Below are 13,101 nucleotides of genomic sequence, written 5' to 3'. Positions count from 1 at the left end.
ATATGACTTGTTTTATGACTTGGAGTAAAATAGAACCTATAGAGGAGGGAATGAACATGACTTTAATAGAAGGACAGAAGGCGCCTGATTTTTCTTTAATAAATGAAAAAGGTGAATGGGTGCATTTAGCAGATCTCAAAGGACAGTATGTGATTTTATATTTTTATCCAAAAGATATGACACCAGGCTGTACAACAGAGGCATGTGATTTTCGTGATAAGTTTGAGGACTTCAGTCATTTGAATGCTGTTATTCTTGGTGTAAGTCCAGATGATGCCAATAAACATACAAAATTTATTGATAAGCATGGGTTGCCATTTTCATTGTTAGTGGACGAGGACCATAAGGTAGCTGAGGCTTATGGTGTCTGGGTGCTAAAGAAAATGTATGGACGTGAATTTATGGGTATTGAGCGTTCAACATTTTTAATTGATCCAGAAGGAAAGCTAGAGAAAGCTTGGCGCAAGGTACGAGTGAAAAACCATATTGAAGAGGTATATACTTATTTAACAGAGCAGGGGGCGACAAAATGAGAATCTATTTTACGTTTGAACCAAGACCTGATTTACGTGAGCCATTGCTAGCAGAATTTCCGCAGGTGGACTTTATTTTTGAGAATGGTTTATCCAATGAAGAGCTGACCAAAGCAGAGGTGTTAGTTACATATGGTGAAGATTTAACAGAGGATAATATGCAATATGCAACTAAATTAAAGTGGATTTTTGTGGCGTCCGCAGGTATCGAAAAAATGCCAGCACAAGCCATTATGGAGCGTGGAATTTTAGTATCAAATGTTCGAGGTATTCATAAAACACCAATGGCAGAATCGATACTCGCACATATTTTAGCCATTAAGCGTGCAGTGCCCTGGATATATGAGCAGCAAAAGACGAGGGAATGGTCAAAAAAAGCAAGGCAAACAGAATTATGTCATAGTACAGCACTTGTTTTAGGACCTGGTGCCATTGGCTCGGAGGTTGGTCGGTTATTGCAAGCCTTTGGTGTCATAACAATTGGCTGCAATCGTTCTGGAAACACAGCGCCTTATATGGATAAGATGATTAGCTTTGCGCAATTAAATGAAGCATTGCCAAGTGCAGATATCGTTATTTCTGTATTACCAAAAACACGGGAAACCACTCATTTATTAAAAGAAGAGCATTTTACAGCTATGAAAAGCAGTGTTATTTTTATGAATTTTGGTCGTGGTAACTTAGTGGACGAAAAGGTACTGATTCAAGCTATTCAGGCGGAAGAAATTGGCTATGCTGTGTTAGATGTTTTTGAAGAAGAGCCTCTTTCATCAGACCATCCGTTATGGACATTACCAAATGTTGTTGTATCCCCCCATATTTCAAGTCACTCATCTCGTTATGTGGAACGTAGCTTAGAAATTTTTAAACCAAGCTTAACGAAGTGGCTAAAGGGAGAAACCGATTTAGAGAATGTGATGGATTTATCAAGAGGCTACTGAGGAATTCTTGTTGATTTAGAAGAAGATTTTCTGGGCGAACTGGAAAAATTCTGGATATGAGCTAGTTAAGATGTAATTGATTGAGAATAAGAAATGTATGATTGTTGACGAAGTAGGGCGAATTCGATACACTATTTATAACAATTATAAATTAATAATACTTATGGAAGAGGTGCATGGCGATGTCTACAACGCATTTACAAGATGCACTGGACACGTTAAAAATAACTGGTGTACGTATTACTCCTCAACGTCATGCTATTTTGGAATATTTGATTCAATCAATGGCACATCCGACTGCCGATGAAATTTATAAAGCACTTGAAGGAAAGTTTCCTAATATGAGTGTAGCGACCGTCTATAACAACCTACGTGTATTTCGCGAAGTAGGGCTTGTGAAAGAGCTTACTTATGGAGACGCTTCAAGTCGCTTTGATTTCGTGACAAATGATCATTATCATATGATTTGTGAATGTTGTGGTAAGATTGTTGATTTCCACTATCCTGGACTCGATGAAATTGAGCATTTTGCATCACAGGTAACGGGCTTTGATGTGCATTCGCATCGTTTAGAGATATACGGCACTTGTCCATCATGTAAAGGTGCTACTGCTAAAGTACAATGAAAAATCCTAGCTCTGAAAAGGGCTAGGATTTTTTTGTTTTATGATTATAGGCTTGGTCAAACTCTTTACCCTCAAGAGTAGGATCAAGTGTTAATGGTTCATTGCAATACATGCACATATCTACACGACCTAAAACCTTTGTATGCTTATGACAATTAGGGCATTCAACTTGAACAGCTCTTGTTGATAGTAATCCTATCCAAGCGTAAACCACCGTACTACCAATAATACATAGTACACCTAAGGTCATGAAAATTAATACTAGTATTGGGCTGTTTTTAAAGAAAATCCCCCCATACATCACAACAAAGCCGATGAAGATTAACGCTAATGCGAATGAACGAATTTTATTAATTTTACTTTTATAAGGTTTCATTTTTCATCTTGCCTCCCAATCTAAAATCTACTATAACATATAAGGACAAAGTATTTTAGCTTTGAACTAAATGAAAGCAGGAATACTTTTAGAGTATGTCGAATTTTTAACGGAACAAGGGAAGCTAGAGAAATAAAGGAGAGCTGAGCATGGAACAAGTATTGCGTCCAATATATCAAGAACGTGCAAGTCAGTCGAATACATTAGGTGTCATTTTAGTGGAAAAGCGTGAAGAGCAAAGTAATGTTACTGATACATTTGATACGGTTTTACTGATTATTGTAAAAGAAGCAGAACAGCCCGTTTTTACGAAACATTACTTATATGAAGGAAATAAAGTCGCTCTACATACTGTTACAGAAAAATTAATACGAAAATGGCTGCTCGTTGGCTCTAACAAAAAAGTAGTTGATTGGATTTTCTTTGGCAAAGTCCTATTTGACCGCAATGAATTTCTGCATAAGCTAAAAATAGAATTACAGGAATTTCCGTATAATGGTCGTAAAATTAAAACAGGTATTCAATTTTCAAAGCTTATTCGACGTTATTTAGAGGGTAAAGAGTATTTTGATAAAGGAAGCTACCTAGATGCGTATAATCATGTAGTTGATTCCTTGCATCATTTAGGACGTTTATCCATTATTGATAGCGGGCTTTATCCAGAAGTAACGGTTTGGGCACAGGTAAAAAAAATTGAGCCTGCCGTCTATAAGCTATACGAAGAGCTGGTGACAAGTAATGAACCAATTGAAAAGCGGCTAGAGCTATTATTTTTAGCAAGTGAGTTTTTAATTCATTCGCGTACACGAGATGGGGCTCAACATATACTAGAAGTGATGCAAACAAGGGAAACGTGGTCAATCCAAGAATTGCATGATCATCTTGAGCTCATCAATTACTCAGTAGATTTAGAGGTATTTGTAGAGTATTTGGTGGATAAAGGCTATATTCAAGTAGAACCAGTTGTGGCGAAAAATGATAGGATATTTCACCGTCATTATAAGGCAAATAAAGATGCTCTGGAAATAGAACAATGACTGTAGTATGCTTGAAATCGGGGTATTTAAAATACCTCGATCTTTTTTTAGAAAAGTAGTTGACGTTTAGTATCTTAATATTGTATTATATTAATTGTCGCTAAGACATAATGAAAAACTCCTCAATGAAAAACATAAATAACTTTTTTAGAAAAGTTATTGACATGATTCGAGTGAGATGCTAATATAAAGAAGTCGCTGAAAAAAACGACTGAAATGAACCTTGAAAACTGAACAAGCAAAACGTAATCAATCAAGTTTTAAGTAGCTAGCTTCGGCTAGTGAACAAAACAAAAATTTTGGACATCAAAATTGATGCCAGCAAAACAATTTGAGCAAATCAAATTTCTTTTTATGGAGAGTTTGATCCTGGCTCAGGACGAACGCTGGCGGCGTGCCTAATACATGCAAGTCGAGCGAACAGAGAAGGAGCTTGCTCCTTCGACGTTAGCGGCGGACGGGTGAGTAACACGTGGGCAACCTACCCTATAGTTTGGGATAACTCCGGGAAACCGGGGCTAATACCGAATCATCTCTTTTGCTTCATGGTAAAAGACTAAAAGACGGTTTCGGCTGTCGCTATAGGATGGGCCCGCGGCGCATTAGCTAGTTGGTGAGGTAATGGCTCACCAAGGCGACGATGCGTAGCCGACCTGAGAGGGTGATCGGCCACACTGGGACTGAGACACGGCCCAGACTCCTACGGGAGGCAGCAGTAGGGAATCTTCCACAATGGGCGAAAGCCTGATGGAGCAACGCCGCGTGAGTGAAGAAGGTTTTCGGATCGTAAAACTCTGTTGTAAGGGAAGAACAAGTACAGTAGTAACTGGCTGTACCTTGACGGTACCTTATTAGAAAGCCACGGCTAACTACGTGCCAGCAGCCGCGGTAATACGTAGGTGGCAAGCGTTGTCCGGAATTATTGGGCGTAAAGCGCGCGCAGGCGGTCCTTTAAGTCTGATGTGAAAGCCCACGGCTCAACCGTGGAGGGTCATTGGAAACTGGGGGACTTGAGTGCAGAAGAGGAAAGTGGAATTCCAAGTGTAGCGGTGAAATGCGTAGAGATTTGGAGGAACACCAGTGGCGAAGGCGACTTTCTGGTCTGTAACTGACGCTGAGGCGCGAAAGCGTGGGGAGCAAACAGGATTAGATACCCTGGTAGTCCACGCCGTAAACGATGAGTGCTAAGTGTTAGGGGGTTTCCGCCCCTTAGTGCTGCAGCTAACGCATTAAGCACTCCGCCTGGGGAGTACGGTCGCAAGACTGAAACTCAAAGGAATTGACGGGGGCCCGCACAAGCGGTGGAGCATGTGGTTTAATTCGAAGCAACGCGAAGAACCTTACCAGGTCTTGACATCCCGTTGACCACTGTAGAGATATAGTTTCCCCTTCGGGGGCAACGGTGACAGGTGGTGCATGGTTGTCGTCAGCTCGTGTCGTGAGATGTTGGGTTAAGTCCCGCAACGAGCGCAACCCTTGATCTTAGTTGCCATCATTTAGTTGGGCACTCTAAGGTGACTGCCGGTGACAAACCGGAGGAAGGTGGGGATGACGTCAAATCATCATGCCCCTTATGACCTGGGCTACACACGTGCTACAATGGACGATACAAACGGTTGCCAACTCGCGAGAGGGAGCTAATCCGATAAAGTCGTTCTCAGTTCGGATTGTAGGCTGCAACTCGCCTACATGAAGCCGGAATCGCTAGTAATCGCGGATCAGCATGCCGCGGTGAATACGTTCCCGGGCCTTGTACACACCGCCCGTCACACCACGAGAGTTTGTAACACCCGAAGTCGGTGAGGTAACCTTTTGGAGCCAGCCGCCGAAGGTGGGATAGATGATTGGGGTGAAGTCGTAACAAGGTAGCCGTATCGGAAGGTGCGGCTGGATCACCTCCTTTCTAAGGATATTTACGGAATGTTTCATCGAGGATGAAACAATGATTACGTTTTGCGTTCAGTTTTGAAGGCTCATTCTTTCTGAATGAAACACTTCATATATGTGCTCCTGTCGCTACGCTTTCGTCGCAAAGCTGCGAAGAAGTAGAAGCAGGCAGTAGCTTTGTTCTTTGAAAACTGGATAAAACGACATTGAAATTGTAACAAGCTGTTTTTGTGCGAAAGCGCAGCGACAGCAACAAACACATTTTTTAAGTTTTTTTATAGGCTTAATAATTTAAGGGTTTTGAGATACGAGTTAGGCAAGGAAGCGATTGAGTGAATGAAGGAGCGTACCTCTTCTGTACGTGACTGAACGAGTGAATGAAGCTGACGCTGTATAACGACGTATATCGAAAGCCGTAGGTTAAGTTATTAAGGGCGCACGGCGAATGCCTTGGCACTAGGAGCCGATGAAGGACGGCACTAACACCGATATGCTTCGGGGAGCTGTAAGTGAGCTTTGATCCGGAGATTTCCGAATGGGGGAACCCACTACGTTTAATCGCGTAGGATCTTGACGTGAATTCATAGCGTCTTGAAGGCAGACCCAGGGAACTGAAACATCTAAGTACCTGGAGGAAGAGAAAGAAAAATCGATTCCCTGAGTAGCGGCGAGCGAAACGGGAAGAGCCCAAACCAAGAGGCTTGCCTCTTGGGGTTGTAGGACACTCTATACGGAGTTACAAAAGAGCGAGTTAGATGAAGCGACTTGGAAAGGTCCGCCAGAGCAGGTAACAGCCCTGTAGTCGAAAGTTCGTTCTCTCCAGAGTGGATCCTGAGTACGGCGGAACACGTGAAATTCCGTCGGAATCCGGGAGGACCATCTCCCAAGGCTAAATACTACCTAGTGACCGATAGTGAACCAGTACCGTGAGGGAAAGGTGAAAAGCACCCCGGAAGGGGAGTGAAAGAGATCCTGAAACCGTGTGCCTACAAGTAGTTAGAGCCCGTTAATGGGTGATAGCGTGCCTTTTGTAGAATGAACCGGCGAGTTACGATTACGTGCAAGGTTAAGCTGTAGAAGGCGGAGCCGCAGCGAAAGCGAGTCTGAATAGGGCGAAATAGTACGTGGTCGTAGACCCGAAACCAGGTGATCTACCCATGTCCAGGGTGAAGGTAAGGTAACACTTACTGGAGGCCCGAACCCACGCACGTTGAAAAGTGCGGGGATGAGGTGTGGGTAGCGGAGAAATTCCAATCGAACCTGGAGATAGCTGGTTCTCTCCGAAATAGCTTTAGGGCTAGCCTCGTGATGAGAATACTGGAGGTAGAGCACTGTTTGGACGAGGGGGCCATCCCGGTTTACCGAATTCAGACAAACTCCGAATGCCAGATATTTATACACGGGAGTCAGACTGCGAGTGATAAGATCCGTAGTCAAAAGGGAAACAGCCCAGACCACCAGCTAAGGTCCCCAAGTAATCGTTAAGTGGAAAAGGATGTGGCGTTGCACAGACAACCAGGATGTTGGCTTAGAAGCAGCCATCATTTAAAGAGTGCGTAATAGCTCACTGGTCGAGTGACGCTGCGCCGAAAATGTATCGGGGCTAAACGATTCACCGAAGCTGTGGATTGACATCTACGATGTCAGTGGTAGGAGAGCGTTCTAAGGGCGTTGAAGTCAGACCGGAAGGACTGGTGGAGCGCTTAGAAGTGAGAATGCCGGTATGAGTAGCGAAAGACGGGTGAGAATCCCGTCCACCGTATGACTAAGGTTTCCTGAGGAAGGCTCGTCCGCTCAGGGTTAGTCGGGACCTAAGCCGAGGCCGATAGGCGTAGGCGATGGACAACAGGTTGATATTCCTGTACCACCTCCTCACCGTTTGAGAAATGGGGGGACGCAGGAGGATAGGGTAAGCGCGCTGTTGGATATGCGCGTCCAAGCAGATAGGCGTGTGTGTAGGCAAATCCGCACACTGTAACGCCAAGCTGTGATGGCGAGTCCGTATGGACGAAGTTCCTGATTTCACACTGCCAAGAAAAGCCTCTATCGAGGTGAGAGGTGCCCGTACCGCAAACCGACACAGGTAGTCGAGGAGAGAATCCTAAGGTGTGCGAGAGAACTCTCGTTAAGGAACTCGGCAAAATGACCCCGTAACTTCGGGAGAAGGGGTGCTCTGATAGGGTGAAAGCCCGAGAGAGCCGCAGTGAATAGGCCCAGGCGACTGTTTAGCAAAAACACAGGTCTCTGCAAAACCGTAAGGTGACGTATAGGGGCTGACGCCTGCCCGGTGCTGGAAGGTTAAGAGGAGTGGTTAGCGCAAGCGAAGCTGCGAATTGAAGCCCCAGTAAACGGCGGCCGTAACTATAACGGTCCTAAGGTAGCGAAATTCCTTGTCGGGTAAGTTCCGACCCGCACGAAAGGCGTAACGATCTGGGCACTGTCTCAACGAGAGACTCGGTGAAATTATAGTACCTGTGAAGATGCAGGTTACCCGCGACAGGACGGAAAGACCCCGTGGAGCTTTACTGTAGCCTGATATTGAATTTTGGTACAACTTGTACAGGATAGGTAGGAGCCAGAGATCTCGGAGCGCCAGCTTCGAAGGAGGCGTCGGTGGGATACTACCCTGGTTGTATTGAAATTCTAACCCATGCCCCTAAGCGGGGCAGGAGACAGTGTCAGGCGGACAGTTTGACTGGGGCGGTCGCCTCCTAAAAGGTAACGGAGGCGCCCAAAGGTTCCCTCAGAATGGTTGGAAATCATTCGTAGAGTGTAAAGGCACAAGGGAGCTTGACTGCGAGACCTACAAGTCGAGCAGGGTCGAAAGACGGGCTTAGTGATCCGGTGGTTCCGCATGGAAGGGCCATCGCTCAACGGATAAAAGCTACCCCGGGGATAACAGGCTTATCTCCCCCAAGAGTCCACATCGACGGGGAGGTTTGGCACCTCGATGTCGGCTCATCGCATCCTGGGGCTGTAGTCGGTCCCAAGGGTTGGGCTGTTCGCCCATTAAAGCGGTACGCGAGCTGGGTTCAGAACGTCGTGAGACAGTTCGGTCCCTATCCGTCGTGGGCGTAGGAAATTTGAGAGGAGCTGTCCTTAGTACGAGAGGACCGGGATGGACACACCGCTGGTGTACCAGTTGTCTTGCCAAAGGCATCGCTGGGTAGCTATGTGTGGACGGGATAAGTGCTGAAAGCATCTAAGCATGAAGCCCCCCTCAAGATGAGATTTCCCATTACGCAAGTAAGTAAGATCCCTCAAAGACGATGAGGTAGATAGGTTCGAGGTGGAAGTGTGGCGACACATGGAGCTGACGAATACTAATCGATCGAGGACTTAACCAAAATATTTGTTACAGTCAATGCACCGTTTATCCAGTTTTGAAAGAATAAAATATTATAATATACTTGTAATTTTTATAAAATATGTTATAATAAGTATTGTCTTTCAAATAGTCTAGTGATAATGGCAAAGAGGTCACACCCGTTTCCATACCGAACACGGAAGTTAAGTTCTTTAGCGCCGATGGTAGTTGGGGGCTTCCCCCTGTGAGAGTAGGACATCGCTAGGCTATATACTAAAATTTATTCCGAAGTAGCTCAGTTGGTAGTAGCACCTGACTGTTAATCAGGTTGTCGCAGGTTCGAGTCCTGCCTTCGGAGCCATTCTTGGAGAGTTGTCCGAGTGGCCGAAGGAGCACGATTGGAAATCGTGTAGGCGGTTAACACTGTCTCAAGGGTTCAAATCCCTTACTCTCCGCCAGCACTTTGATTTATTCCAAACGCAGGCCCCTTGGTCAAGTGGTTAAGACACCGCCCTTTCACGGCGGTAACACGGGTTCGAATCCCGTAGGGGTCACCATTTTTAATACCCAGATGGAGGATTAGCTCAGCTGGGAGAGCATCTGCCTTACAAGCAGAGGGTCGGCGGTTCGAGCCCGTCATCCTCCACCATTATTTTTACAATATTATAGTATTATCGCGGGGTGGAGCAGTGGTAGCTCGTCGGGCTCATAACCCGAAGGTCGTTGGTTCAAATCCGGCCCCCGCAACCAATTTTTTATGTACGAAAGCAAAAACATGGTCCCGTGGTGTAGCGGTTAACATGCCTGCCTGTCACGCAGGAGATCGCCGGTTCGATCCCGGTCGGGACCGCCATTTATTTAAAATATGGGTCAGTAGCTCAGTTGGTAGAGCATTAGATTGAAGCTCTAAGTGTCGGCGGTTCGATTCCGTCCTGACCCATCTTGTTTTTTTGCCGGTTTAGCTCAGCAGGTAGAGCAACTGACTTGTAATCAGTAGGTCGTGGGTTCGATTCCTATAGCCGGCATCTTTTTCCCGGAGGGGTAGCGAAGTGGCTAAACGCGGCGGACTGTAAATCCGCTCCTTAGGGTTCGGCGGTTCGAATCCGTCCCCCTCCACCAGTTTTATTGATTATAGGGGCATAGTTCAACGGTAGAATAGAGGTCTCCAAAACCTTTGGTGTGGGTTCGATTCCTACTGCCCCTGCCAATTAATTTTATGGCGATTGTGGCGAAGTGGTTAACGCATCGGATTGTGGTTCCGACATTCGTGGGTTCGATTCCCATCAGTCGCCCCATTAACTATAAAATTAATAACTATCATATAATGGCGATTGTGGCGAAGTGGTTAACGCACCGGATTGTGGTTCCGGCATTCGTGGGTTCGATTCCCATCAGTCGCCCCATTTGAATGTTGGGGTATAGCCAAGCGGTAAGGCAACGGATTTTGATTCCGTCATGCCTAGGTTCGAATCCTAGTACCCCAGCCATTTTATGCGGAAGTAGTTCAGTGGTAGAACACCACCTTGCCAAGGTGGGGGTCGCGAGTTCGAACCTCGTCTTCCGCTCCAAATATGATGGCGGCATAGCCAAGTGGTAAGGCACGGGTCTGCAACACCCTTATCACCGGTTCAAATCCGGTTGCCGCCTCCATATTCCTACTGTTAATCGGTTTAGCCGATTTTTTTTATCTCTATTATGCCGGTGTGGCGGAATGGCAGACGCGAACGACTCAAAATCGTTTGGAGAGATCCGTGGAGGTTCGAGTCCTCTCACCGGTATCACAAATTAATCAGCAATAGTTCATTAGAGATAATCTCTGATGAACTTTTTTGCATTTCTTGAACACCTCTCGCATAGCAAGGGATTTTCAAGAGTTACAATAAGACACTTTCTGTTCAAATCGAATAGAAAGTGTCTTATTTTTATCCCAATTTTCAGTCCTCTCTTAATACACTGACCTCACTAATGAAGGAGTTGTTCTTGATCAAGGAAACCAACCTATCGGGATTTCTTCGATAAATACCTGATTATATAAGAATATGCTCTCAGTTCTATAAACGGAGGGTATTTGAAATGTAGAGAAATCCCGCTACTTGTTTCAGGATATCTGAATTTCCCTATTGTTTGAAGGTTGGGCAGGTGTTATTCCTTCTCTTTGTTACCGATTTGCCAGGCAACACGTTCTCCGAGTTCCTGATTTGCTTGAGCCAGATAACCTAACACAATCTGCTGCAACTCTGAAGAGGCAGCTCCAAGATCGGAGGCAATGTTACGGACTAAGTGCTCCTGCAGCACAGGTGACAGCGAGTTGTAAAATTGCCCTGGCTGCGTGAAGTCATCCCCTTTTGGAGGTGCAGTGCGCTCTAGCCGACCTGCCACATAGCTACCGGTGCTGCTTGTGACCTCGTCTGATGGCTTCCAGTTTGCCTGATGGTTGATCGGGATGCTGCGGAAATTCGGTCCTAACCGATAACGCTGTGAATCCGTATAGATATTGGCGCGTCCTTGAAGTACTCTGTCCAATGAAAATTCGGCACCTTCCAGCATATTGGACGGAGAAAAGGCTAGCTTCTCCACCTGTTCTTTATAATTGTCGGGATTGCGATTCAGCACCATCTTGCCGACTGGCAGCAACGGGTACTGCTGTGCATCCCATACCTTCGTATCGTCCAGTGGATCGAACGGCAGTGTGGCTTCGTCTTGCGGGTTCATAAGCTGTACATATAGCCCATATTCGACTGGTACGCCCTGGGCAATTGTGTCATAGAGATCCTTACCAGCGTAATCTGGGTTCTCGCAGGCAAGTCGAGCCGCCTCCTGACTGTCGATATACTGCACGCCGGCTAGCGGGATCCAGTTGTATTTCACATAAGTACGGACACCCTGCTCATTCTTCCAAACATAAGTACTCACACTATAACCAGGAATATGACGGAGGCTCTTGATTGTACCCAGGTCGGAGTACAACTGTAGCACGAAATGCGTCGCCTCCGGATTTTTCGCATAGAAGCTCCAAAACCGATTGGGATCCATCAAGTTGTTGACAGGTGACGGGTTGAAGGCACTGACCGTCTCTACAAACCGCATGGGATCCCGCACCGTAAATACGGGAAGATGGTTGCATATTAAGTCAAAGATACCTTGTTCAGTATAAAATTTAGTCGAGAAGCCCCGCACATTGCGTGAAGTGTCTGGTGTTCCCCTGTTGCTGGCCGCTAGTGAGAATCGGACAGCAACAGGTACTTGTTGGCCTAGACGTTGGAGGAAACAAAGCTTTGTGTAAGCCGCCATCGAGTTAAACGTCTCGAAATAACCAAAGGCTCCAAAACCCTTCACATGTAAAGGGCGCTCTAATATTGTTTCATGGATAAACGTTTCATTTTTCTCGTGCAGCATGGTATCCTGTTCCAGAATCGGGCCACGTTCTCCTACTGTCTGCGAGTAGCGCGACGGTTGTGAGCCACCTTGCCAACTTTGATTGTTGGTCTGATCGTGGGTGTTCTTGTTGTCCATTCCTCTACCTCCCATATCTATATTCTTCCAATGTATATGCAGGGCTATAGGTTGTTATGATTACGCACCTAATGCCGATCCGCACATGAAGAGCAACTACTGTCGCAACAAAAGCCTGTATAGGAGCCAGCCCTTCTTCTATCGTTGATAATTTCTAGTGTTAGATTGATAGTGGCGATGTATATGGGCTGCTTGCCTTCCCATTAACGCAAATATCATTCATCGTCCTATTAATAACTGAATTAGTAGATGCTGCTGGTGTGGCATATAGAATCGACTATGAAAGAGTCTTTCGAGTACTCCCAAATGTTGGGTGTTTCGCCGCAAGAAGATGTAAAGTGCATAAGAGGTATTTTTGATTTTCATTGTTGAATTGATCGGCCTCATCATTGTTGTTTTGATAAATTGCCTTTAATGCGGTAGATGAAGTTCTTTTACTTGCTGTTTTCGTTCAATTTTTCAATATACCCAATTGCGCATAAAACCTCGTTGACAACTTCACTTTAAAGTACTTCAATAAAAATCTTAGAGCCTAGTGACATATTTAAAAGCAAATTTAACGACAGCCCGTTACCTCCAATTACTAAGGATTTTGGGAGTGGAACAACTCCTGTAGCAACGGATGTGATGAAGCCGCGATATGTAGAAAGTGATATTTCGGAGGATACTATTGAGTTATAAAACAATTAAAATTATTTTTCATTTATTAAAAAAGATAAGAGATGTAATAAATAACTCAAATGATAAAATATGGTATATACGGTTTTCTTAAAGACCTCTTCCTGTAAAGATACAGAAGTCAAATGAGACGATAGAAGAGGCAGTTGACAAGCTTTTATTCCCGAATTAGAAAAGAAATTGTCTCTTAAAGATGTCAGATA

At 45.1% G+C, this 13,101-nt stretch carries 6 protein-coding genes, 16 tRNA genes and 3 rRNA genes; 23 read left to right on the top strand and 2 right to left on the bottom strand.

Annotated elements, in window-relative coordinates:
• Positions 1 to 56: 56 nt before the first annotated feature.
• The 3 genes from bcp to perR all read left to right on the top strand — a co-directional run bounded on the left by bcp (position 57) and on the right by perR (position 2,100).
• Positions 57 to 533, top strand: coding sequence for a thioredoxin-dependent thiol peroxidase (gene bcp, locus MHB44_RS18950; RefSeq protein ID WP_341300418.1), 477 nt, complete (start codon positions 57 to 59; stop codon positions 531 to 533).
• Entirely contained in the window at positions 530 to 1,474 is a 945-nt protein-coding gene (locus MHB44_RS18945) for a D-2-hydroxyacid dehydrogenase (RefSeq protein ID WP_341300417.1), read from the top strand. Before bcp ends, MHB44_RS18945 begins: the two co-directional genes overlap by 4 nt.
• A gap of 182 nt (positions 1,475 to 1,656) precedes the next feature.
• Positions 1,657 to 2,100 carry a peroxide-responsive transcriptional repressor PerR gene (perR, locus tag MHB44_RS18940; RefSeq protein WP_341300416.1) on the top strand — a complete coding sequence of 148 codons (444 nt, stop codon included), beginning with the start codon at positions 1,657 to 1,659 and terminating at the stop codon, positions 2,098 to 2,100.
• A 22-nt stretch (positions 2,101 to 2,122) separates the two neighbouring features.
• On the opposite strand, the gene MHB44_RS18935 is transcribed toward perR, so the two are convergent.
• Complete coding sequence (locus MHB44_RS18935; RefSeq protein WP_341300415.1) at positions 2,123 to 2,476, bottom strand: YgzB family protein; 354 nt, start codon at positions 2,474 to 2,476, stop codon at positions 2,123 to 2,125.
• A gap of 149 nt (positions 2,477 to 2,625) precedes the next feature.
• On the opposite strand from MHB44_RS18935, the gene MHB44_RS18930 reads away from it, so the two are divergent.
• The 20 genes from MHB44_RS18930 (at position 2,626) to MHB44_RS18835 (ending at position 10,485) form a co-directional block, all read left to right on the top strand.
• Positions 2,626 to 3,513: a nucleotidyltransferase-like protein gene (locus MHB44_RS18930; RefSeq protein ID WP_341300414.1), complete on the top strand. Its 888-nt coding sequence runs from the start codon at positions 2,626 to 2,628 to the stop codon at positions 3,511 to 3,513.
• 351 nt (positions 3,514 to 3,864) lie between these two features.
• A 16S ribosomal RNA gene (locus MHB44_RS18925) occupies positions 3,865 to 5,416 on the top strand.
• A gap of 402 nt (positions 5,417 to 5,818) precedes the next feature.
• A 23S ribosomal RNA gene (locus MHB44_RS18920) occupies positions 5,819 to 8,747 on the top strand.
• A 111-nt stretch (positions 8,748 to 8,858) separates the two neighbouring features.
• Positions 8,859 to 8,974: ribosomal RNA gene (gene rrf, locus MHB44_RS18915) — 5S ribosomal RNA — on the top strand.
• Together the 16S, 23S and 5S rRNA genes with 16 tRNA genes alongside form the textbook arrangement of a ribosomal RNA operon.
• Positions 8,975 to 8,991: 17 nt before the next feature.
• Positions 8,992 to 9,068, top strand: a tRNA-Asn gene (locus tag MHB44_RS18910).
• Between the two features lie 5 nt (positions 9,069 to 9,073).
• Positions 9,074 to 9,165: transfer RNA gene (locus tag MHB44_RS18905), tRNA-Ser, on the top strand.
• Positions 9,166 to 9,189: 24 nt separating this feature from the next.
• Positions 9,190 to 9,264 (top strand) — tRNA-Glu (locus tag MHB44_RS18900).
• 16 nt (positions 9,265 to 9,280) lie between these two features.
• Positions 9,281 to 9,356 (top strand) — tRNA-Val (locus tag MHB44_RS18895).
• Between the two features lie 26 nt (positions 9,357 to 9,382).
• Positions 9,383 to 9,457: transfer RNA gene (locus MHB44_RS18890), tRNA-Met, on the top strand.
• Between the two features lie 27 nt (positions 9,458 to 9,484).
• Positions 9,485 to 9,560 (top strand) — tRNA-Asp (locus MHB44_RS18885).
• 14 nt (positions 9,561 to 9,574) lie between these two features.
• Positions 9,575 to 9,647: transfer RNA gene (locus MHB44_RS18880), tRNA-Phe, on the top strand.
• A gap of 12 nt (positions 9,648 to 9,659) precedes the next feature.
• A tRNA-Thr gene (locus tag MHB44_RS18875) sits at positions 9,660 to 9,732 on the top strand.
• Between the two features lie 10 nt (positions 9,733 to 9,742).
• Positions 9,743 to 9,826 (top strand) — tRNA-Tyr (locus MHB44_RS18870).
• Between the two features lie 14 nt (positions 9,827 to 9,840).
• Positions 9,841 to 9,914: transfer RNA gene (locus MHB44_RS18865), tRNA-Trp, on the top strand.
• Positions 9,915 to 9,926: 12 nt separating this feature from the next.
• Positions 9,927 to 10,002: transfer RNA gene (locus MHB44_RS18860), tRNA-His, on the top strand.
• Positions 10,003 to 10,034: 32 nt separating this feature from the next.
• A tRNA-His gene (locus tag MHB44_RS18855) sits at positions 10,035 to 10,110 on the top strand.
• A gap of 9 nt (positions 10,111 to 10,119) precedes the next feature.
• Positions 10,120 to 10,194 (top strand) — tRNA-Gln (locus MHB44_RS18850).
• Between the two features lie 6 nt (positions 10,195 to 10,200).
• Positions 10,201 to 10,275 (top strand) — tRNA-Gly (locus MHB44_RS18845).
• An 8-nt stretch (positions 10,276 to 10,283) separates the two neighbouring features.
• Positions 10,284 to 10,357, top strand: a tRNA-Cys gene (locus MHB44_RS18840).
• 47 nt (positions 10,358 to 10,404) lie between these two features.
• Positions 10,405 to 10,485: transfer RNA gene (locus MHB44_RS18835), tRNA-Leu, on the top strand.
• A 364-nt stretch (positions 10,486 to 10,849) separates the two neighbouring features.
• On the opposite strand, the gene MHB44_RS18830 is transcribed toward MHB44_RS18835, so the two are convergent.
• Positions 10,850 to 12,220, bottom strand: a complete 1,371-nt coding sequence (locus tag MHB44_RS18830; protein ID WP_341300413.1) for a catalase — start codon at positions 12,218 to 12,220, stop codon at positions 10,850 to 10,852.
• Positions 12,221 to 13,101: the final 881 nt, after the last annotated feature.

Source organism: Lysinibacillus sp. FSL H8-0500 (assembly GCF_038051955.1).
In the GTDB taxonomy this organism is placed as follows: Bacteria; Bacillota; Bacilli; order Bacillales_A; family Planococcaceae; genus Lysinibacillus; species Lysinibacillus macroides.
This window is presented reverse-complemented; position numbering and strand designations above follow the sequence as displayed.

Excerpts from the sequence above, each read along its gene's own strand:
- MHB44_RS18930 (WP_341300414.1), top strand. The coding sequence starts at position 2,626 with ATGGAACAAGTATTGCGTCCAATATATCAAGAACGTGCAAGTCAGTCG.
- MHB44_RS18935 (WP_341300415.1), bottom strand. The coding sequence starts at position 2,476 with ATGAAACCTTATAAAAGTAAAATTAATAAAATTCGTTCATTCGCATTA.
- bcp (WP_341300418.1), top strand. The coding sequence starts at position 57 with ATGACTTTAATAGAAGGACAGAAGGCGCCTGATTTTTCTTTAATAAAT.
- MHB44_RS18830 (WP_341300413.1), bottom strand. The coding sequence starts at position 12,220 with ATGGACAACAAGAACACCCACGATCAGACCAACAATCAAAGTTGGCAA.
- MHB44_RS18945 (WP_341300417.1), top strand. The coding sequence starts at position 530 with ATGAGAATCTATTTTACGTTTGAACCAAGACCTGATTTACGTGAGCCA.
- perR (WP_341300416.1), top strand. The coding sequence starts at position 1,657 with ATGTCTACAACGCATTTACAAGATGCACTGGACACGTTAAAAATAACT.